Here is a 20037-nt window from a genome sequence, read left to right on the forward strand (position 1 = left end):
AAGAGGAACTTGACATGAGTGCCGCATCGTTTGCCGCCAAAGCCCGAGCCAATGAGCCCGTCGTCGGATACTGGGTGGTTCTGGACTCGCCGGTTTCCACTGAGCGGGTGGCACGGCTGGGCTACGACTATGTGGCGTTGGACGCGCAACACGGGCTGATGGGCTATTCGGGCTGGCTGCACGGGCTGATGGCGATTGACGCCGCCGGTGCTGCCGGGATCGTGCGGGTCCCATCGAACAACGCAGCGTTCATCGGGCAGGCACTGGACGCAGGTGCCGCCGGTGTGATTGTCCCACTGGTGAACAATGCGGAGGAAGCCGCCGCGGCGGTCCGGGCTGTGCGCTACCCGCCCCATGGCATGCGGTCGTACGGGCCCATGCGCTCCGCCTTGCGGATCGGGCCTGTGCCGGCTGAGGCCGACGCCACCGTGCTGTGCCTGGCCATGATTGAGACCCCAGAGGGGCTGGCGAACGTGAAGGAGATCTGCGCCGTGCCCGGGATCGACGGCATCTACATTGGCCCGTCCGACCTGTGCCTGGCCGTGGGCGGCAAGTTCCCCAACGACCCGGACGTTGCGGACGAGTTCAACGCCGCGCTGGTGACCATCCGCGAGGCTGCCCAGGCTGCCGGCGTGATCGCAGCCATCCACACGGCGACGGGCGAGATCGCCAGCCAGCGCATTGCGGAAGGATTCACCTTCGTCACTGTGGCATCCGACCTGACGCACCTCGAAATGGCAGCCGCGAACCACCTGTCCAGGGCCCGCGGGGAGTAGCACGGTCGGCCCGCCTGCCTGGCCCACGGCCAGCGCCGTCGTCGTTCCAGGAAACTGTTCTAATGGTCATTAATGTGACCATAAAAAGGCTTAATGCTCATATTTGCTATCATTAGCGTTATCCTTAAGGTGTGGTGACAAAGAGAACGTCCCAGAAGACTCACCGGACTGCGCGCACCATCGGCGAACAGTTGGTTACGTGGCGCAAGCTTCTAGGCCTGACGGCGGAGCAGGTAGCCGATCGTGCCGGCCTAAGCCGCAATACGCTTCGCAAGCTCGAACATGGCGAGCTCGGAGTCGGTTTCGAGGCATTCCTCGACGTGGCGCGAGTCCTCGGCCTCAGCGATCAGCTCAACGTCGCCTTTGACCCGTACGAGAGCGACTTCGGCCGCGCGCGGGCAGACCAGGAATTGCCGCAGCGGGTGCGCCGGTGAGTGAACCCATTGAAGTCGATCTCGAAATGGAATCGGGGACCGTGCACGTGGGACGTGCCTTCATTGTCGCGAAGCGGGGGGTCGTCACCACCAACTTCACATACGCCCTCGATTATCTCGCCTTGCCCGGTTCCTATCCGATAGACCCCAGGCTGCCCCTGACGGGTGGAAACCACGCGGCCAGGGGCCTCCCCGGAGCCTTTGACGACGCCTCGCCTGACCGCTGGGGACGCCACATCATCACCAAACGGCTTCAGGCAGAGGCGCGGCAGCTTGGCAAGAACGCCGGGACCCTCACGGCCCCGGATTTCCTCCTCGGCGTATCCGACCGCACAAGGCAGGGCGCATTGCGGTTCCGGGTGGGGAACGGCCCGTATCTGAGTGACGGAACCGAAGTGCCCAAGCTCGTCCAGCTGCCCGAGCTCCGTCAGGCCGCCAGCGATGTCGAGAACGATCCAGACAACCTGAGTGCACTCAAGAAATTGCTCGACGCCGGGACGGGCAGCCTTGGGGGAGCCCGTCCCAAGGCATCCATCCAGGACGGCGGCCGGTTGGCGATCGCCAAATTCGGACATCAGGGAGACGATTGGGCGGTCATAGCTTGGGAAGCGGCCGTGCTGCGGATGGCCCAAGCGGCCGGCATTACCATTCCCCAACACCAGCTCGTGCACCTGGGCAGCACTGATTCAGTCCTGGTCCTCGATCGCTTTGATCGGGAAGGGGAGCGGAGGACCGGCTACTTGTCGGCGATGACGATGCTTGAAAAGAGCGACGGCGCGGACGGCGACTACCTCGATCTCTTGGACGTCATTGATGAGAACTCCGAGGAACCCAAGGCGGACCGCCAAGAACTGTTCCGGCGGATGGCCTTCAACATTGCAGTGAACAATACAGATGACCATCTCCGGAACCATGGCTTTCTCCGTGGACGCAGTGGCTGGCGTTTTTCGCCGGCGTTCGACGTAAACCCGAATCCCGACATGGCTGCGGAGCGAAGCACCGCCGTTGACGGAGCGACCACCAGGGATGACGCCATGGCTGCCCTCTTGGCTTCGGCGGATTACTTCGTGACACCCGCTCAACGGGATGCGATCCTCGACTCAGTGCGCAAGGCGTTGGGCGCTTGGCGGGAGGCCGCGGATGCCTGCCGGATACCTCGAACCGACTTAGAGCTTTTCGCACCACTGTTTGATAGTGCACCGCGGAGCTTGGAACCTTAGAAAGTGCTCCGGGCAACCACCCGGCCCCCTGGAACTGGATCCGTTCCGCCCGAAGGCAGGGAAGCCGTACCTCGCCAGAACGGGCTCACCGGCGGCGGAGATGTCAGCGAACCGGTTGGAATGTGGCACCACGTCGTTACTCTTCATGGTCTGCGGGTTGAGCATGCACGGCCGTCCTCCCGCCTGACCAGGGTGGCCGGCGTTGCCCGCCGGATGGCAAGACTCCAAAGCGGAACATTCACAAACGCACCTGAGCCGGCACGCGCTTAAAACGCCGGGGTTTCATCGGCGTTTCATTCCGGAAGCAGACGTACCATGTTGGGCATGGCTCGATTTGGGATGAAGATTGCATGCACGTTCCTGGCCCTTTGTGGACTGGCGGTCACGGGAATGGCCCCGGTGACAGCGGCCACACCGCCCGGGACTACGGACCTGGTGGGCAACGATGTTTCTTGGCCCCAGTGCGGCAAGACCCTTCCCAGCGGGCAGGCGTTCGCGATCGTGGGCGTGACCGGCGGACTGGCCAACAACACCAACCCTTGCCTCTCTGAGCAACTCACTTGGGCCGCCCGCTCCACCGGGGGAACAGCGCAGCCCAAGGTTGCCTTGTACGTGAACACTGCCAATCCAGGACATACCGGCTCCTGGTGGCCCTCCTCCAACGTCTACCCCGACGTGAAGGTTACCAACCCCTATGGGACATGCGCAGGCGCAGTCGACCTCGCCTGCTCATACATGTATGGCTACGCAAAGGCATATGACGATGCCAATAAACGAGGCGTGGCGAACCCCGGCACGTATTTCTGGTGGCTGGACGTGGAGACCGGCAACAGCTGGCAGACCGGCACAGGCGGCACGGCCCTGAACCGGGCGGACCTTGAAGGGATGGTGGCCTACTTCAAGAGCATCACCGCCAGCGTTGCGGGCGCCGGAGTCGGGATCTACTCGACGGGCTCCCAGTGGGGCACCATCGCCGGGACCGTGCCCTCCGGCAGCTCCCTCACGGGGCTGCCAAGCTGGCTTGCAGGTGCCAAGACCCTGCGGGGAGCGAAGTCGAACTGCTCATTGCCTGGCCTGACGCCGGGCAGCCCGGTGTCAGTGACGCAGTATGTGTCGGCGGGACTCGATTACAACTACTCCTGCCGCTAGGCAGCGCCCCGTCGGCGGACTTAAGTCCCTGTTCCGGAAGGACGGCTCCGGCGTAGGTTGAAGGCGGGTCCCGAATATTCCGGGCCCGCACTCAAGGGGGGCATCATGACCAGGCCCAGGTTTTCGGCAGTCGGCGTTCTCGGGGCAGGCGCCCTGTTGACTCTCGCAGGTTGTTTTGGGCCTCCGGCCCCCGCGCCCACCACCAGCTCCGCCTCCGCGGCGGCGACCGTCAGCCCTTCCCCGACAGCCACAGCGCCGACCAGCCCGGCGGTGACCCCGAGCCCGACGGCGACTGTCCCGCCGTCGTCCGCGCCGCCGTCGTCCGCCCCCGCGGGCCCGACGGCGGAACCCACCTTTACGGGGTTCCCGGAGCAGACCGCCCCGCTGACGATCTACTACGTCGCCATCGGCGACAACGGCGTATCCGGGCCGATGATCGGCTGCGGCGACAGCATCGTGGCCACCACCACGGCGCCGGTCCGCTTCACGGACCAGGTGGGCCCCAGCATCGGGACCCTGCTCGTGAACAGGAGCCGCGACGTCGGCCTGTCCGGGCTGGTGAACGTCCTGTACCAGTCGAACCTGATGTACGTCAGCGGAGAACTGGAGGGCAGCACCATCAACATCTACCTTTCCGGGCAGTTCATGCTCGGCGGCGTGTGCGACATCCCGCGGGCGAAGGCACAGCTGGAGTACACCGCCATGGCAGCGTCCGGGGCCACGAGCGCGCAGGTGTTTATCGACGGCCGCCCGATCGACGAGGTGCTGAGCCTCAAATAGTGAATGAAGCACGGGTAAGCAAGGAGGGAACGGGTTGCGATGCGGTGGGATCTGGGAATCGGCGGCTTGGCTCTTCTGACAGCCATGGCGCTGGGATTCGGGCTGATCACCCACCTGATTGTGGGGAAGGGGCTGACGCGGTGGCTGTGGCTTTTCTCCGCGGTGGTCTATTTCGTCGCCGGGATCCTGGTCAGTGAAGTCTGGTTCGGATGGGCCACCGAAGAAGAGCTGCAACCGAACATTGACGGGCTGTCCTTCGATGAAGTGCTGCTGATGATGATGCTGGCGGGTCTCCTTGCCGCCCTCGCCGGGCGGTACGTGCTTCGGAGGAAGGCGCGGACCGGGGGACAGGAGCGGAAGTCCCCACGCGGGCGGGAACCTGGGCCCCAGGCCTAGGCCGTCAGGTCATAGCCCTCGTGGATCCAGGCGAGAAGCTCAGCATCGATCGCTTCCGGGCCCAGCAGGATGAACTCGTTGTGCCACCGGTTTGCAGAGACGCGATCGGAACGGTGCAATCGTTCGGACTCGAGCTGCCGGTTCAGGACGATGTTGACCAGAATGCCGCCGCGGCGCGGATGGATGCCCAGGAACGCACGCCCGCGCGCCACGTGGAAGGACGAGGCGTTCTCCTGGACCTCCCACCCTTCGAGCGGGGAAAGGTGGTCCATGAGTGCCTTGTAGATCACCGCTGATGCCGGGTCGCCTTCGATGCGTTCTCTTGCTGTTCGCGCCATCCGGCCAGCCTACGGGCGGGCCATTGGCCACGCCAGCAGCCGGCTTCCGGACCGGGTGCGTTGGCCCACCAAAAACCAGCCCCGCCTCCCAGCTTCAAGCCGTACCCTTAGCCGTAAACCGGCATTTTGAAGACCGACGTGTCCGAACGGATCCCCATGCCAGAGCTGAACCTCCAGGAGCGGACCTCCCTCCAGCTGCCCATCGCCGAGGCCGCGAGCCTGTCTGCGGAACAGGTGCTGGCCCGGCTGGGCTCGGGCCCCGAAGGCCTGTCCGAGGAGGAAGCCGCACGCCGCCTCGCGGACTTCGGCCCGAACGCCGTCCGGACCCACCGGGCCAACGGCTGGGCGGTCCTGGGCCGGCAGTTCGCCAGCCCCATCCTCATCCTGCTGCTCATCACGGCCGGGCTGTCCCTGTTCCTGGGCGATGCCACCAACTCGATCGTGATCGGCGTGATCCTGCTGGCCAGCGTTGGCCTGGGCTTCACCAACGAGTTCCGCGCCGAGCGCGCCTCCGAGGCCCTGCACTCCCGCGTCACCCACCGTGCCGTGGTGCTCCGCGGCGGAACCACCGACGGAACCACCAGGGAAGTGGACGTCACCGCCCTGGTACCCGGCGACGTCGTCCATCTCTCCCTCGGCGCCATCATCCCCGCCGACATGCGGCTACTGAGCACCAAGAACCTTCTCTGCGACGAAAGCATCCTCACGGGGGAGTCGCTGCCGGCAGCTAAGGATCCCGCGCCGGTCCCGGCCGGAGCCTCGCTGGGCGACCTCGGCTCCTGCGTGTTCATGGGCACCGTCATCCAGTCCGGCGGCTGCACCGGCGTGGTGGTGGCCACCGGCGGCCGGGCCGAATTCGGCCGGATCGCCCTGGGCCTGGGTGAGCGGCAGCCGCAGACCGAATTCCAGCTCGGCCTCAAGCGGTTCAGCTTCCTGCTGCTGCAGGTGGCCGTGGTGCTCACCACGCTGATCTTCATCGCCAACCTGGTGCTGCAGCGCCCGCTCCTGGAATCCCTCATGTTCTCCCTGGCCATCGCCGTGGGCATCACGCCGCAGCTGCTCCCCGCCGTCGTCAGCACCTCCCTGGCCACCGGTACCCGCCAGCTGGCCAGGCGGAAGGTGCTGGTCAAACGGCTCGTCTGCATCGAGGACCTGGGCGACATGGACATCCTGGTCACCGACAAAACAGGCACCCTCACGGAGGGGCGGATCAGCTTCACCGCCGCGCTTCCGGCAACCCCGGAAACGTCCGACGGCGGCCTGCTCACCTTGGGGCTGCTGGCCACCGAAGCCGATTACACGGAGGCCAGGCTCTCCTCCGCCGGACAGAACCCGCTGGACGCCGCGCTCTGGGAGAGTCCCGGCGCGGCCGGCTTCGACCCGGCCCGCTTCGAGCGGCTGGACCTGATCGACTTCGACCACCAGCGGCGCCGCACCACCGTGCTGGTCCGCGAGGCCGGCGGCCCGGCGCGCCTGGTTACCAAGGGCGCCCCGGAGGACGTCCTGGCCCTGTGCGGGCCCACCCCGCCCGCGGTGCAGGCGATGCTGGATGAACAGTTCGACGCCGGCTCGCGGGTGGTTGCCGTGGCCACCCGTCCTGCGGCGGGGCTGGACAAGCTGACCCCCGACGACGAGCGCGATCTGGTCCTGGCGGGTTTCCTGATCTTCCTGGACCGGCCAAAGGCGAACGCGAGGGTCTCCCTGGACGAACTCGAGGCGCTGGGGATCTCGGTCAAAATAGCCACCGGGGACAACGCCAAGGTCGCCGAACGGGTCTGCGCGGAGGTCGGCGTGATCTCCGGCGGGACGCTGACCGGGGCGGACATCGACGCCCTGTCCGACGACGAACTCGCCCTCTCGGCCCGGACCGCCACCATTTTCGCCCGGGTCTCGCCCGAGCAGAAGGCCCGGATCATCGCCCTGCTGCGCCGCAGCGGCGGATCCGTGGGCTTCATGGGCGACGGCGTCAACGACGCCCTAGCCCTGCACAAGGCCGACATCGGCATCTCCGTGGACAGCGCAACGGACGTGGCCAAGGACGCCGCCGACGTCGTCCTGCTGGACAAGGACCTTGCCGTCCTGGCCGAGGGCGTGCGGGAAGGCCGGCGGATCTTCGCCAACACCATCAAGTACGTGCTGATGGGCACTTCCAGCAACTTCGGCAACATGTTCAGCGCGGCCACCGCGTCCGTGGTGCTGAGCTTCCTGCCCATGCTGCCGGGCCAGATCCTGCTCAACAACGTGCTCTACGACTCCGGCCAGCTGGCTATCCCGGGCGACCGCGTGGACAAGGAACAGCTCCGGGCCCCGTCACATTGGAACATCGCCTTCATCCGCCGGTTCATGTTCCTGTTCGGGCCCATCAGTTCGGTCTTCGACTTCGCCACGTTTGCGCTGATGCTGTTTGTTTTCGACGCCGTGCCGGGGGAGTTCCGCGCCGGCTGGTTCATCGAATCCATCGCCACCCAAACACTGATCATCTTCGCCATCCGGACCCGGCGCGTGCCCTTCCTGCGCAGCCGGCCGTCCGCCGGACTGATCGAGGCTTCACTGGGTGTGGTGGCGCTGGGAATCTTCCTGCCGCTCTCACCCGTGGCCGCAGTGCTGGGCTTCGACCCCCTGCCTGTTCCCTTCTTCTTGGCACTGCTGGGCATGATCGTGGTTTACCTGGTCCTGGTGGAACTGGCCAAGGCCTGGTTCTTCGCCCGCGACGCCCAGCAGCTGCCCGCCGGGCCCATCCTGGTCCGCCGCCGGCCCGAGAACCATCACATTGCCCGCCGTGCCTTCCGCTTCAGCGCCCCGGTTCCGGTGGTTGCGCCGCGGCACAGGCGCCGGCCCCGGGTGCTGCGCTAGGAGTTCACCTCAGCCGGGGTGCCTTTCCCCGTGTTCCCTTCCGCGCGTTCCTTGATGCCGCGGAGCATGCCGACTTCCATGTAATGGTGCAATGGATCGCCGATAAGGATGTCGATGCCCCGGGCCAGCAGCAGTGCGCCGGGCACTTTTCTGACGGTGTTGGCGATGGCCTTGGTCAACGCCGGGGCGTCCGCGGCGGTGCCTTGGACAGCCTCACTGATATAGCCCATCCCCCGGTATCTGATGATCAACCGGGTCCGGTTTCCCGGGATCGGCCGCAGCACGAACGCCTCTCCAGCCACGAGGTGCCGGTTGGGCTCGATCGCGGTCACCGTCGCGTAGACACCGCCGCCGTAGGGCACCTGGTCGCCGACCTTGAGATCCTGCAGCTCCGGGTGGATGCGCGTCGCCGAGTGCTTTCCCTCCACGTACCGGGCGTGGAACATTGCCCGTTCCAGGCGGTCGTGGGTATAGAACCCGGCACGATGGATCCCCATCTGCACTATCCAGGGCCACACGCGCTCCGGCGGCGCGTCAATGGTGATGGCCCGGGTGCTCTGGAACGTCGGATTCGCCAGGTTATTATCACCGGGCAGCGTTTCAACAGCTTCCGCATCCTGGGTTCCCCACCGCAGCATGGCCGGACGCCAAAGCAGATATGCCGCCATCTGGACGGCCAGTGACGCTTCAAGCAACAGCAATTTGGTGCGGCCAGCCGCCGCGCGTCGCGCCGGGCCGCTCACCGCGCCCCCGTGCCGGCTTCCGCGGTTGCCTTGATGTTTGCCAGGAGTTCGGCCTGGCTGCGCTCGGACATCTTGATGGCCAGCGAGTCAACAGCTGCCTCCGCCATGTTCCGCGGGACCACATCGGACCGCATGCTGAGCCGGGTGCCGCCGTCCTCGGGAGCCACCTCGACCCTGAAGACGGGACCCAATGCCGCTTTTGACGTGAAGTGCTCGTTCGGGACGAATTCCGTGTACTCATGCGTCGTCTTGAGCGGGATCCCCAGGACCTTCCACTCGGCCTGGAACGTAGTCCCGGCGCCCTCTGCCGTGGTTTTCAGGTCGGAGATCCGGACGTCCGGTCCCAGCCAGACTCCGGGATCCTTGACGAGATCGAAGACCTGCTGCACCGGTGCGGCGATGGTGATCCCGTCCGCCCACGTCAGCGTCTGGGTGAACGTTTTTTCGCCTTTCCCGTCTGGTTCAGGGACGGCCTTCTTCCCGGTCTCCATGAGGCTCTTGACATTGGCAACCATGCCGTGGATGTCGTCTTCGGTCCAGCGGACAAAGAGCGCTTGAACCGGCACCCGGACCAGGGGCGCGTGGATATCCAAGACCGACTCAACGGTCAGTTCCGTGCCGCCGTCGACCGGTTCCAGGGAGAACGTGATCACAGGTCCCACGGAGGCCTTGGACACTATGCGCTTATTGGGATCCACCTCCTGGTACTCGTGGGTCACGTGCATGGGGACGCCCCACATCTTGGCGGCCCAGCGTGCGGACGTTCCCACGCCGTCGGGCTTGACCTCGAGGTGTGTGACTTCGCTGTCACCGGGGAAAGCGGTCATCCAGTTTGTCGGGTCGCTCAGGAAGGCGAATACCTTCTCCACCGGGGCATCGATCTTTGTGCTCTGAACAACGTTCCTGGTCATGTGGCTGTCTCCTCTCGGGCAGGCGCGTCCTCTCGGCACCTGCTGGTACAAGTGCATTCCCGGGGGCGTTTTGGAACCAGAGGAGAAGGTCCCAGCGGGTACCAGTGCCCGCTCAGCGCGGCGGGCGCACCAGCGTGGTCCATAGATGCCAGAGCATCCCGGCGAAGGTGGCGAGGAACGCTGCGACGGCCACCCACAGCTCGGCGCGGCCGATCGCGGCGACCAGGGGGAGATGGTCGGCCCGCCCCAGGTAGATGCCGGCCACGGCGTACATCCCCAAGGGGAAGATGACGCTCCAGAGGCCGGGCTCGTAGGAAAGCGGCACGCGGTGGATGATGTGCCGCCACCACCCGGCCGCGAGCAGCACCGGGAAGAGCCACGAGGCGAAGGACCAGAACACCACGGAGGAGCCCGCCACGAGTCCCCGCGTTGCATCCACCATGGGAGCACCGGCCATCTCGACGATCCGCGCACCGGCCAGGACGCTGATGGCCAGGGCGCCCATGGCCACGAAGTACTGCGGGCGGAGGTCCTCGGGCCGGATGGGGTAGGTCATGAGCCTGAGCGAGACGAAGATCCCCACCGCGGCGTACAGGATAAGCCCCACCGACCAGGACACGACGGCGACGAGCGCCAGGGCCGCGCGCCACTCCGCAGCCGCGAGGGGCTCGATGGAGGCTGCCGCGACTGCCACGGACTGGCTTGCCACACACCAGATGAACCAGGTGCCGTTGGCGTCCTTGACCACGGGCCGCTCCTCCCGGCCAAGTACCGCAGTCCACGGCACAACGTAGCCGAGCAGCACCCAGGCGAGCACCGCAACGGCCAGCAGCGCCGCCGTCGTACCCTGCCACCCCGCCATCCCGAGCCGCACGCCGAGGACGTTCGTTCCCGCAATGAAGGTGAAGAAGCCGAACGCCCGGGCCGGGTCCAGGAAGTCCCGGCGCATCTCGGCGGGGAACCTGGCAAGGCGCACCAGACTGAGTACCAGAATCACGGCGTAGGAGGCCACACAGACCACGAGGAGAACCGCCGAAAACGCCTGGAAGCCTTCCAGCTCAAGCCCTACGGAAATGATCCCGCTGGCCATGGTGAGCGCGAAATACCCCGGGGTGAGGGTCCTCACCGCGTCGAAGGCGCGGGAGCCGAAGGTACGCGGGGCGTCAGCGGCCGTCTTCATGGCACCAAGCTTAGGCTGACGGTTACTTCCGGGTCCGTACCCCGCGGCTACCCTGCTTCCGCCTGCTCCCAGTGCCGCCGGAGGAGCTCCGCCAGCCGCTCAGGTTCGATCCGGTGTGGCGGGTCGAAGTGGTGCCGCTTCGGGAACAGTTCCAGATGGAAATCCGGGAAGAAGACCCGTGAGAGCCGGTTGGCAATTTCGCCGTAGTCATCGGGATTGCTTAGGCCGCCGAGGGCGAAGAAGACCGGCTGCCGAAAGGCGGCCAGGCGCTCCCTGTCCAGCTCATAGGTCTTGAAGGTCCTCAGGAACGCCCTGATGCCCGCGGGACGCTTGGCCATCCACGGCGGCGGGGGATCCGGCGGCGGCGGCAGGACGACGTCGGGCTTGACTCCCAGCCTCATGAAGGCGCGCATGAACTGCTCCGGCGGGAGGGTCTCAAGCTGCTCGTACTGCTTCCAGAGCTCAGTGTGGGCGGGACTCCAATCCCAGGCCCCGGCCCACGCCGGTTCCAGCAGCGCCAGGCTCAGCAGCCGGTCCGGGTGCTTGGCCGTGAACGCCAGCGCCGCCGCTCCGCCGCCTGAATACCCCACCAGATGGAATGTCTCCCACCCCCGGGCGTCGGCCTCGCGCAGCACGCCGTCGACCTCGGTGTCCAGGCTCCAGTCCGGCGGGGGAGCATCGCCGGCGTACAGCTCCAGGTCCTTGGCGACGGCCTGGACATCCGGTCCGAGCGCCTTGATCAGCGCACCATAGGCAGGTTCGGCGGGGAGCACGCTCCCGGGAAGAAGGATGGCGCGAATTGGTCCCATGGCAGGATGCTACGCCGGGCTGGGCGTCCTGAAAACCTGACGCCGGAACAGTTCCTTATACGCCGGAAAGTGCTATATATAGCCTTAGGCAACTAAATGGGCTGCCTGCATAACAGTGATTCGGTCGGACCCGGGCCTGCCCGGAGGCTGGAGGCGAGGTGCGGGACAGTCCAGTCAGCGAGTACGCCGCCCCTCGAAAACGGCTGATCGCCGGGTGCCTTGGCGCGCTCGCCTTCCTCACCTCCTGCAGCGGCGGCGTCACGGGCGCGGTGTCCACTGCTGTGGAGGACAGCTCATCCGCCATCGCCACCGCCAGGCTGGCTCTCCGCCAGGACACGGACGGGAAACTTACCCGCGCCGCGGCCTCCACGGCACTCGACGACGCCCTGAAGGAGCTCCTGGCCAGCAGGGACACCGTGCTGAAGCTCTCGCCCGGCACTGACGAGGCCCGCGCCACGGTGCAGGAAACGCTGACCGTCCTGGACGCCTGCGCTGCCGGCCTCACCACCGCACGGGACTCCGTGGCCAGCGACGACGGCGCCCCCTCCCGGGAAGACGGCAGCCGGGAGCTCGCATCAGCTGCGGACCGCCTCTCCGGACTGACAGCCACAGAGGGTGGCAAGTGAAACGCCTGCTGGGAGTGGCCCTCGGTGTCCTGACCGCGATCGGCGGGTTCGTGGACATCGGCGACCTGGTGACCAACGCCGTCGTCGGCTCCCGTTTTGGACTCTCGCTCGTGTGGGTGGTGGGCGTCGGGGTGCTGGGCATCTGCCTCTTCGCCAACATGTCCGGGCGGGTTGCCGCAGCCTCCGGCCGGGCAACGTTCGAGGTAATCCGCGAGCGGCTGGGACCGCGCGCCGGACTGGCCAACTTGTCCGCGTCTTTCCTGATCAATCTGATGACCGTGACGGCCGAGATCGGCGGCGTCGCCCTGGCCCTGCAGCTGGCCAGCAGTGTGCATTATCTGCTCTGGATTCCGGTGGCAGCGCTCGCCGTGTGGCTGGTCATCTGGCGGGTGAAATTCTCCATCATGGAAAACGTTACCGGCCTCCTGGGCCTGACACTGATCGTGTTCGCCGTGGCACTCTTCCTGCTCAAACCGGACTGGGGAAACCTGGCCGGGCAGGCCCTGGCGCCCGCGGTCCCGGCCGAGGAAACCGCGCCCACCTACTGGTACTACGCCATCGCGCTGTTCGGCGCTGCCATGACCCCTTACGAGGTCTTCTTCTTCTCCTCCGGGGCTGTGGAGGAGGGCTGGTCCGTGAAGGACCTGGTCCAGTCGCGGATCAACGTTTTGGTGGGCTTCCCGCTGGGCGGCTTGCTGTCTGTGGCGATCGCGGGGTGCGCCGCCGTCGTGCTCCTGCCCGCAGGGATCGCCGTGACATCCCTGAGCCAGGTGATCCTCCCGGTGGCCGAGGGCGCCGGGAAAGTGGGACTGGCGTTTGTGCTGGTGGGGCTGGTCGCGGCGACATTCGGCGCGGCGCTGGAGACCACGCTGTCCAGCGGCTACACCCTGGCCCAGTTCTTCGGCTGGTCCTGGGGCAAGTTCCGCCGCCCCGCCCAGGCCGCCCGCTTCCACCTGGCCATGATCATCTGCCTGGTGGTCGGACTGGCGGTCCTGGCCACGGGTGTTGATCCGGTGCTGGTCACCGAGTACTCCGTGGTATTTTCCGCCATCGCGCTTCCCCTGACCTATCTGCCCATCCTGATCGTGGCCAACGATCCCCAATACATGGGCGAGCACGTCAACGGCCGGCCCGTGAACGTCCTCGCCATGATCTACCTGGTTATCATCCTGGTGGCCTCGCTGGCCGCCATCCCCCTGATGATCGTGACGGGAGCCGGAGCATGAAGTCCGCGCGGAAGCTGGCGCCGGTGCCCCCGACGGCGGGACGTACCCTGGATGCGCAGCTGCACCTGATGGACCGCCAGGTTCTGGATAACGACGGCGTCCCGGTCACCACTGTGGACGACCTCGAGCTAAGCGGTCCTTCCTTGGGCGAGGAACTGGAGCCTGGGACTTCGGCGCCGGTCCTCACGGCGCTGCTGACCGGCCCGGTGCTGGGCACCCGGATCTTTGGCGGCAGGCCGCCGTCGTCCCGGCTGATCCGAATCCCGTGGAAGGACGTTGCCGACGTCGGTGTGGTGATCCGCCTTGGCGTCAGCGGCGAAAACCTCGACGCCGGCTGGGTGGAACGCTGGATCCGGGACAAGATAATCGCCCGCATCCCGGGAGGCCGCCATGATCCTCGGTGACCTGCTGGGCGTCCACGTTTACGACTACGACGGCGCGCGCCTGGGCCGTGTGGCCGACGCCCGGTTTGTGTTGGACGGTACCCCGCGGCAGTTGATGGCCGACGCCCGCCTGCTTGGCCTGGTGGTCAGCCCGCACAGCGCGTCCTCGTTCCTGGGCTATGAGCGGACCGGGCTGACCCAGCCGTGGCCGCTGCCGGCGATGCTTCGGTGGAGGCACCGGGGCTCATTCCTGGTGCTGTGGGAGGACATCGCCAGGATCGGGGCGGAGTCCGTGCGGCTTCGGCCCGGGTTCACTGCGTACTCGCCGGCGGTGGACAGGTTCGGCCAGGAGTAATGCGGAGCGACTCCGCGGTACCGGGCCTCTATCCAGCTGACGAAGTTAAGCGCAAAATGACCAAATGAAAAAACTTGTTGTGGCTACTCTCGCGGCGGCAATGATGTCGCTTGGCGGAATTACGTTGGCAGCCCCCGGCAACGCAGCGGCTGAGTCGTCCCCCATTGCGGGGCAAATCATGGTCAAGTTCCGCGACAATGTCGCGGCACCCGCCATACTTCGCCAGTATGGCCTGAGCCAGGGTTCCAGTATCGGCAGCACCGGTGCTTTCCTCATCAAAGTGCCGGCCGGAAAAGAAGCTCAACTCATCGCCGCGTTGAGCCGGAACCGGGCCGTGGAATACGCCGAGCCGGATGAGCTTGTGACGGCCACAACCGATGACCCTTTCTTTGGCCGCCAGTATGCGCTGGAGAACGTGGGCCAGTCGTTCTGGAATACCAAGGGCGACATATTCGTCCCTGGCGGGATAACGGACGCTGATGTGGATGCCGTGGAAGCGTGGACCTCGGCCAAGGGAGGCAGCACGAAGGTCGCGATCATCGATTCAGGTGTGGCGTTCAACCACCCGGACATTTCCGAGAGGGTGGTTGACCGGATCAACTTCAGCGGCAAGGCCATTGCCGTAGAGGAGGACTACGACAGGTACGGCCACGGTACCCACGTGGCCGGCATCGTTGCGGCCAAACACGATAACAAGGAGGGTGTCGCGGGTGTGTGTCCGGAATGCACCATTCTGGATGTCAAGGTGCTCAACGACTCCGGATCCGGTTCCAGCTCGGCCATCGCCCAGGGCATCGACTGGGCTGTGGCGCACGGTGCCAAGGTCATCAACATGAGCCTCGGGCAGCGCGTTTCATCGCGCACCCTCGAAGCTGCCGTCAATAACGCCTGGAACCAGGGTGTGGTGTTGGTGGCCGCGGCCGGTAACGCCGGTACACAGGCCCAGATCTATCCCGGCGCGTATCCGAATGTCATTGCCGTGGCGGCAACCGACAACTTTGACAACAAGGCATCCTTCTCGAGCTACGGCAAATGGGTGGACGTGGCGGCGCCGGGGGTCAACGTTTATTCGACGTTCCCGTACTACAAGTTCACCCTGATGACTCAGTACAACCGCTCCCTGACCTACGACATGGGCAGCGGCACCTCAATGGCTTCCCCGATTGTCGCCGCTGTCGCCGCGCTTGTGTGGAGCAAGGGTGCTGCCGACAACAAGTCCGTCCGCTACAAGGTGGAGTCCACCACAGATAGGAAGCCTGGCACTGAAACCTATTGGAAGTATGGCCGGGTGAACGCCTGCCGTGCGGTGGACGCGGCAGGTTGCACGCCCCCTCCATCCTGAAGCCAAAAACGGGCTGCACACGCGGGCTCTGGACGCACAGATCCCGCGGGCTTACTCTGTGAAAAGAGGACAAAGGAGTCGTCGTGAAACGCTTGCTCATAGGACTGTCGACGGCGGCCATGATGGCCCTGAGTGCAGCACCGGCCGGAGCCGCTCCCAACATTTACCACACGATTTCCTCAACCCACGGCTCTGCAGCGGTGGTCGAAACCGTCGGCTGCGAGCAGACCGAAATTTTCGTTTCCTCGAGTGTGGCCCAGTACGCTGCCCAGCCCGGCCCCGTCAACAAACAGGGCCTCACCGCTGTGTTCGTTCGCATTACCGATATCTGCGCTCAGGCGCCCGGCGCGGTGGCTGCGGCTGCTGTCCCGGGGCTGGTGCTCTTCCAAGCAGACGGCCAGAACATGGCACCCTTGGTTGTGGATCCGAGACTGACCACCGCATCCATCACCACACAAATGCCGGGCACCGACGGTAACGGCAACCCAGTCACTATCAGCCTCTCGGCGTCGTGGACCGGGACCGGCCCGCTCGAGCATGACACCGTCAGCACGCATGAGAACTTCCCCGGGGTGGGCAACGTCAACTCAACGGACAACAACCTGAGGCGCGCCGCCACTGCAACTGTTTCGGTCACGGTCAACGGGCTGACAGCTGCGGGAACAGACAGCAACGCGCTCCTGGAACAGGTGAAGTCACGCTGCATCGAGGTTGCCCGCCCGGGTGTGGAGGGATTCTTCCCCTGCTTCGGGTTCCCTGGGTAGCCTGATCATCCTGTCGGTGTGAACTGAAGCAACGCGGGGTCAGATACGGCCCAATAAACCGCGGTTTTGGGGCCTTATCTGACCCCGCGTTGCTATGGCGTCTTGGCTTTGGGAGCTCTGGGAGTCTTGGGCGCCTTCGGCGGCAGGCCGGCAACGTGTTCGAACGCCTTGTTGATCCAGGCGCGCACGCGGGCGTCGTCGCCGTCGCCCTCTTCATTCCAGACCTCCGGCAGGCCTGTGTAGCCGCCCATGGGCCGCTCGGCGGGTCCGAACGGGACGGTCCGCTCGGTGCTTTCAAGTACTTCGCGGTCTGCCTCGGCAAGCTTTACGCCGATGGTGGGCCCGAACAGGCCGGCGAACATATTGCCGTTCACAAACGCCCCGAGGTTGCCGAACATCGGCTTCACCACCACCTCCGGATGTTCCGGAACGACCGAACGGAAGCGTTCCTTGTCAGCATCAGACGCTTTGGCCATTTCCATGGTTCCTCCCGGGGTTCGTGCAGCGTGGACCTGTTGGCAGGATATGCCCGCAACACAGGGGGGGTACAGGACCCCCGAAAGGCCGGTGGTAAATACTTCCCGGAAACTCCTGTACAGTTGATTTTGTTGTTGTGTTTATGCAGTTGGTAGTTCAGGCAGTACGCGCGGTCGAAAGTCCGCGTTCTTCTGAAGTAGCGGTTTTGAACACCCCACACCGGAGGACCCGAAAGTCGGGACTTTTCCTCCACCTTCACGAAGGACAAAAATAATGGCTACTGGTACCGTCAAATGGTTTAACGCTGAAAAGGGCTTCGGCTTCATTTCCCCCGATGACTCCTCACAGGACGTTTTCGCTCACTACTCCGCGATCGCCTCTTCCGGCTTCCGCTCACTCGAAGAGAACCAGAAGGTTTCCTTCGAAACCGAGCAGGGCCCCAAGGGTCCCCAGGCCGTCAACATCCAGGCACTCTAATTCATTAGAGATTCTGGGGCCTTAGGGTTTCATTTTCAAAAGCAGGGCCGGTCAGTGACCGGCCCTGCTTTTTTGTGTCCGCTTAACCCAACTGTGCTTTATCCGTCGCTTATTCGTCCGGATTTGGACTGCGCACGTCTTCGTCGCCAATATCGGCAGCGCCCAGGGCGGCAGCCGCGGCTGTGTGGACGGCCTCGTGTTCACGGACCCGGATCTCGGGATGGTGCAGGTCAAGGGCCGGACGCTCGGAGCGGATCCGGGGAATGGACGTGAAGTTGTGGCGCGGCGGCGGGCATGACGTAGCCCATTCCAGCGAGGCGCCGAAGCCCCAGGGATCGTCCACTTCCACCTCGTGGCCGCGGCGCCACGTGAGGTACACGTTGAACAGGAACGGGATCATGGAAGCGCCCAGAAGGAAGGACGAGACGGTGGAGAACTGGTTCATCCAGATGAAGTTGTCCTCGACCAGGTAGTCGGCGTAGCGGCGGGGCATGCCCATGACGCCGAGCCAGTGCTGGATGAGGAATGTGCCGTGGAAACCCAGGAACAGCATCCAGAAGTGGATCTTGCCCAGGCGTTCGTTCAGCATGGTGCCGGTGAACTTGGGCCACCAGAAGTAGAAGCCTGCGAACATGGCGAACACCACGGTGCCGAACACCACGTAGTGGAAGTGTGCCACCACGAAGTAGGTGTCGGAGACATGGAAGTCCAGCGGAGGTGATGCCAGGATGATGCCGGTCAGCCCGCCGAAGAGGAACGTGACGATAAAGCCCAGGCTCCACAGCATGGGAGTCTCGAACGTCAGCGAACCGCCCCACATGGTGCCGATCCAGTTGAAGAACTTTACGCCGGTGGGCACCGCGATGAGCATGGTCATGAAGGCGAAGAACGGCAGCAGGACCGAGCCGGTCACGTACATGTGGTGGGCCCACACCGTCATGGACAGGGCGGCGATGGCAATGGTGGCGTAGATCAGGCCCTTGTAGCCGAAGATCGGTTTCCGGCTGAAGACCGGGAAGATCTCCGAGACGATGCCGAAGAACGGCAGGGCGATGATGTACACCTCGGGGTGGCCGAAGAACCAGAACAAGTGCTGGTAAAGAATCGGGCCGCCGTTTTCCGGATCGTAGATATGGGCGCCGAAACGGCGGTCCGCACCGAGCGCGAACAGCGCTGCGGCCAGCGGCGGGAAGGCCATGATCACCAGGATGGACGTGACCAGGGTGTTCCAGGTGAAGATCGGCATCCGCCACATGGTCATGCCCGGGGCGCGCATGCAGATGATGGTGGTGATGAAGTTGACCGCACCCAGGATGGTGCCGAAACCGGACAGGACCAGGCCGAAGACCCACAGGTCACCGCCGACGCCAGGGCTGAAGAGCGTGTTGGAGAGCGGATTGTAGGCAAACCAGCCGAAGGATGCGGCCCCCTGGGGCGTGATGAAGCCGGACATCGCGATGGTGGAACCAAAGAGGAAGAACCAGAACGCCAGCGCGTTGAGCCGGGGGAAGGCTACGTCGGGGGCGCCGATCTGCAGCGGCATGACGAAATTCGCGAACCCTGCGAAAAGGGGCGTGGCGAACATCAGCAGCATCGCGATGCCGTGCATGGTGAACAGCTGGTTGTACTGTTCCTTGGTCTGCAGGATCTGCATCCCGGGCTGGAAAAGCTCCGCGCGGATCAGCAGTGCCATCACGCCGGCGAGCAGGAAGAACACGAACGATGTGATCAGGTACATGTACCCGATGGTCTTGTGGTCCGTGGTGGTGATCCACTTGACCACGATGCTGCCTTTGCGCCGGGGAACCACGGCCGGCGCGGCGGTGGCGGCGAGACCTTCAGATGTATGTCCGGTGATGGCCATTTTTTACCTCACAGATCCCTCTGCAGAGCAAGCGGGGCCGCTTTCCTGAGCCCTTACTTTGCAGGCTACTCGGATGTGGGGCGCCCGGAAAGGGGTTCGGCAAGCTCAGCCGCCGTCAGTGCAGCCCCATCGCGTTCCGGACCTCGTTCAGGATGTGCTGCATGGCGCTTTCGGCAGTGATCGCGTCCCCGCTTGCCACCGCCGCGGCGACGTCCTCGTGGGCCTGAATTGCCTCGCTCCGTGGCTTGAACGGCATGAGTCCCTGCCGGGTCCGGCTGGTCAGCACCTCGGCCACCATGCCGTCCAGCGCCATGAACATCTCATTCCCGCAGCTCGCCAGCAGCAGGCGGTGGAACTCGATGTCGGCCTCGAGGAAGGCTCCAAGTTCGCCCGCTTCGCCCAGGCGGCGCAGGTCGGCAGCAAGGGAAACCAGCCTGGCGCGTTCCGCGGCGCTGGCCCGGCGTGCGGCTCCGGCAGCGGCGATGGGTTCGACGGCGATACGCAACTCGGTGAGGCTGCTGTACTGGATCTCGCGCCGGTCCGAGGCCAGCCGCCACCGCACCAGCTTGGGGTCGAACACATTCCAGAGCCGGCGCTCCTGCACAACAATGCCCACCCGCCTCCGGGAGTAGACCAGGTTCATGGACTCCAGCACCTTCATGGTGTCCCGCGCCACTGTGCGGGAGATGCCGTACTCGTGCTGAAGGAAATCCAGGGTGAGCCGGCTGCCTGGAGCGAGGGTGCCGCCGGCGATGGCTGAGCCAACCGCCTCAAGGACCCGTTCGTGCATGGCGGGGGAGGCCCCGCCGTCGTGCGTGTTGTCCGCGTCCTGGAGTGTCGCCGTCGACATCTTTCCTGCCTTCCTCTGCGCTGCGCGCCCTCCCAGCGTACCGAAAAAATCCAAAGGTATGACTTGTGACACGTAAAGATAGTA

General features: G+C 65.1%; 22 protein-coding genes. 14 read left to right on the plus strand and 8 right to left on the minus strand.

Annotated elements, in window-relative coordinates; genetic code table 11:
- The first annotated feature begins 14 nt into the window (after positions 1 to 14).
- The 6 genes from ABIA70_RS07325 to ABIA70_RS07350 all read left to right on the plus strand — a co-directional run bounded on the left by ABIA70_RS07325 (position 15) and on the right by ABIA70_RS07350 (position 4755).
- A complete protein-coding gene (locus ABIA70_RS07325) occupies positions 15 to 776 on the plus strand; it encodes an HpcH/HpaI aldolase family protein (RefSeq protein ID WP_354146931.1) in 762 nt (253 codons plus the stop codon).
- Between the two features lie 134 nt (positions 777 to 910).
- Positions 911 to 1210: a helix-turn-helix domain-containing protein gene (locus tag ABIA70_RS07330; RefSeq protein ID WP_354146932.1), complete on the plus strand. Its 300-nt coding sequence runs from the start codon at positions 911 to 913 to the stop codon at positions 1208 to 1210.
- On the plus strand, positions 1207 to 2430 hold the full coding sequence (locus ABIA70_RS07335) for a type II toxin-antitoxin system HipA family toxin (protein WP_354146933.1): 1224 nt from the start codon (positions 1207 to 1209) through the stop codon (positions 2428 to 2430). Before ABIA70_RS07330 ends, ABIA70_RS07335 begins: the two co-directional genes overlap by 4 nt.
- Positions 2431 to 2754: 324 nt before the next feature.
- Positions 2755 to 3579 carry a glycoside hydrolase family 25 domain-containing protein gene (locus ABIA70_RS07340; RefSeq protein ID WP_354146934.1) on the plus strand — a complete coding sequence of 275 codons (825 nt, stop codon included), beginning with the start codon at positions 2755 to 2757 and terminating at the stop codon, positions 3577 to 3579.
- A gap of 105 nt (positions 3580 to 3684) precedes the next feature.
- Positions 3685 to 4359: a hypothetical protein gene (locus tag ABIA70_RS07345; RefSeq protein ID WP_354146935.1), complete on the plus strand. Its 675-nt coding sequence runs from the start codon at positions 3685 to 3687 to the stop codon at positions 4357 to 4359.
- Between the two features lie 66 nt (positions 4360 to 4425).
- Entirely contained in the window at positions 4426 to 4755 is a 330-nt protein-coding gene (locus ABIA70_RS07350; RefSeq protein WP_354146936.1) for a hypothetical protein, read from the plus strand.
- Here ABIA70_RS07350 and ABIA70_RS07355 read toward each other — a convergent pair.
- Positions 4752 to 5093: a DUF5655 domain-containing protein gene (locus ABIA70_RS07355; protein ID WP_354146937.1), complete on the minus strand. Its 342-nt coding sequence runs from the start codon at positions 5091 to 5093 to the stop codon at positions 4752 to 4754. The two genes, ABIA70_RS07350 and ABIA70_RS07355, sit on opposite strands and share 4 nt — an antisense overlap.
- Before the next feature lie 156 nt (positions 5094 to 5249).
- Here ABIA70_RS07355 and mgtA point away from each other — a divergent pair, with 156 nt between their 5' ends.
- The gene (gene mgtA / locus ABIA70_RS07360; RefSeq protein WP_354146938.1) at positions 5250 to 7946 is read left to right on the plus strand and encodes a magnesium-translocating P-type ATPase; all 2697 of its coding nucleotides are present in this window, start codon (positions 5250 to 5252) and stop codon (positions 7944 to 7946) included.
- On the opposite strand, the gene ABIA70_RS07365 is transcribed toward mgtA, so the two are convergent.
- From ABIA70_RS07365 to ABIA70_RS07380, 4 genes are all read right to left on the minus strand, one after another.
- On the minus strand, positions 7943 to 8641 hold the full coding sequence (locus tag ABIA70_RS07365) for an SRPBCC family protein (protein WP_354146939.1): 699 nt from the start codon (positions 8639 to 8641) through the stop codon (positions 7943 to 7945). The genes mgtA and ABIA70_RS07365 overlap by 4 nt on opposite strands.
- 44 nt (positions 8642 to 8685) lie before the next feature.
- A complete protein-coding gene (locus ABIA70_RS07370) occupies positions 8686 to 9600 on the minus strand; it encodes an SRPBCC family protein (RefSeq protein WP_354146940.1) in 915 nt (304 codons plus the stop codon).
- Positions 9601 to 9712: 112 nt separating this feature from the next.
- Positions 9713 to 10780, minus strand: coding sequence for a tellurite resistance/C4-dicarboxylate transporter family protein (locus tag ABIA70_RS07375; RefSeq protein WP_354146941.1), 1068 nt, complete (start codon positions 10778 to 10780; stop codon positions 9713 to 9715).
- A gap of 47 nt (positions 10781 to 10827) precedes the next feature.
- On the minus strand, positions 10828 to 11589 hold the full coding sequence (locus tag ABIA70_RS07380) for an alpha/beta fold hydrolase (protein WP_354146942.1): 762 nt from the start codon (positions 11587 to 11589) through the stop codon (positions 10828 to 10830).
- A 158-nt stretch (positions 11590 to 11747) separates the two neighbouring features.
- Between ABIA70_RS07380 and ABIA70_RS07385 the strand changes: the two genes are divergently transcribed.
- From ABIA70_RS07385 to ABIA70_RS07410, 6 genes are all read left to right on the plus strand, one after another.
- Positions 11748 to 12215, plus strand: coding sequence for a hypothetical protein (locus ABIA70_RS07385; RefSeq protein ID WP_354146943.1), 468 nt, complete (start codon positions 11748 to 11750; stop codon positions 12213 to 12215).
- On the plus strand, positions 12212 to 13441 hold the full coding sequence (locus ABIA70_RS07390) for an Nramp family divalent metal transporter (RefSeq protein WP_354146944.1): 1230 nt from the start codon (positions 12212 to 12214) through the stop codon (positions 13439 to 13441). Before ABIA70_RS07385 ends, ABIA70_RS07390 begins: the two co-directional genes overlap by 4 nt.
- Positions 13438 to 13845 carry a hypothetical protein gene (locus tag ABIA70_RS07395; RefSeq protein ID WP_354146945.1) on the plus strand — a complete coding sequence of 136 codons (408 nt, stop codon included), beginning with the start codon at positions 13438 to 13440 and terminating at the stop codon, positions 13843 to 13845. The genes ABIA70_RS07390 and ABIA70_RS07395 overlap by 4 nt, the downstream gene beginning before the upstream one ends.
- Positions 13832 to 14179: a PRC-barrel domain-containing protein gene (locus tag ABIA70_RS07400; RefSeq protein ID WP_354146946.1), complete on the plus strand. Its 348-nt coding sequence runs from the start codon at positions 13832 to 13834 to the stop codon at positions 14177 to 14179. Before ABIA70_RS07395 ends, ABIA70_RS07400 begins: the two co-directional genes overlap by 14 nt.
- Positions 14180 to 14243: 64 nt before the next feature.
- Positions 14244 to 15521, plus strand: a complete 1278-nt coding sequence (locus ABIA70_RS07405; RefSeq protein ID WP_354146947.1) for a S8 family serine peptidase — start codon at positions 14244 to 14246, stop codon at positions 15519 to 15521.
- Between the two features lie 83 nt (positions 15522 to 15604).
- Positions 15605 to 16285 carry a hypothetical protein gene (locus ABIA70_RS07410; RefSeq protein WP_354146948.1) on the plus strand — a complete coding sequence of 227 codons (681 nt, stop codon included), beginning with the start codon at positions 15605 to 15607 and terminating at the stop codon, positions 16283 to 16285.
- A 92-nt stretch (positions 16286 to 16377) separates the two neighbouring features.
- Here the strand turns inward: ABIA70_RS07410 and ABIA70_RS07415 are convergent, their stop codons facing one another.
- Positions 16378 to 16767: a TfoX/Sxy family protein gene (locus ABIA70_RS07415; RefSeq protein ID WP_354146949.1), complete on the minus strand. Its 390-nt coding sequence runs from the start codon at positions 16765 to 16767 to the stop codon at positions 16378 to 16380.
- Positions 16768 to 17035: 268 nt separating this feature from the next.
- Between ABIA70_RS07415 and ABIA70_RS07420 the strand changes: the two genes are divergently transcribed.
- The gene (locus ABIA70_RS07420) at positions 17036 to 17239 is read left to right on the plus strand and encodes a cold-shock protein (protein WP_024365339.1); all 204 of its coding nucleotides are present in this window, start codon (positions 17036 to 17038) and stop codon (positions 17237 to 17239) included.
- 109 nt (positions 17240 to 17348) lie between these two features.
- Here the strand turns inward: ABIA70_RS07420 and ctaD are convergent, their stop codons facing one another.
- Together ctaD and ABIA70_RS07430 are read right to left on the minus strand one after the other, a co-directional pair.
- Positions 17349 to 19103 (minus strand): aa3-type cytochrome oxidase subunit I, encoded by a 1755-nt coding sequence (gene ctaD / locus ABIA70_RS07425; RefSeq protein ID WP_354146950.1) that lies wholly within the window; start codon positions 19101 to 19103, stop codon positions 17349 to 17351.
- A 115-nt stretch (positions 19104 to 19218) separates the two neighbouring features.
- Entirely contained in the window at positions 19219 to 19953 is a 735-nt protein-coding gene (locus ABIA70_RS07430; protein WP_354146951.1) for a FadR/GntR family transcriptional regulator, read from the minus strand.
- Between the last annotated feature and the right edge of the window lie 84 nt (positions 19954 to 20037).

The organism is Arthrobacter sp. 754, assembly GCF_040548695.1.
Taxonomy (GTDB): Bacteria; Actinomycetota; Actinomycetes; order Actinomycetales; family Micrococcaceae; genus Arthrobacter.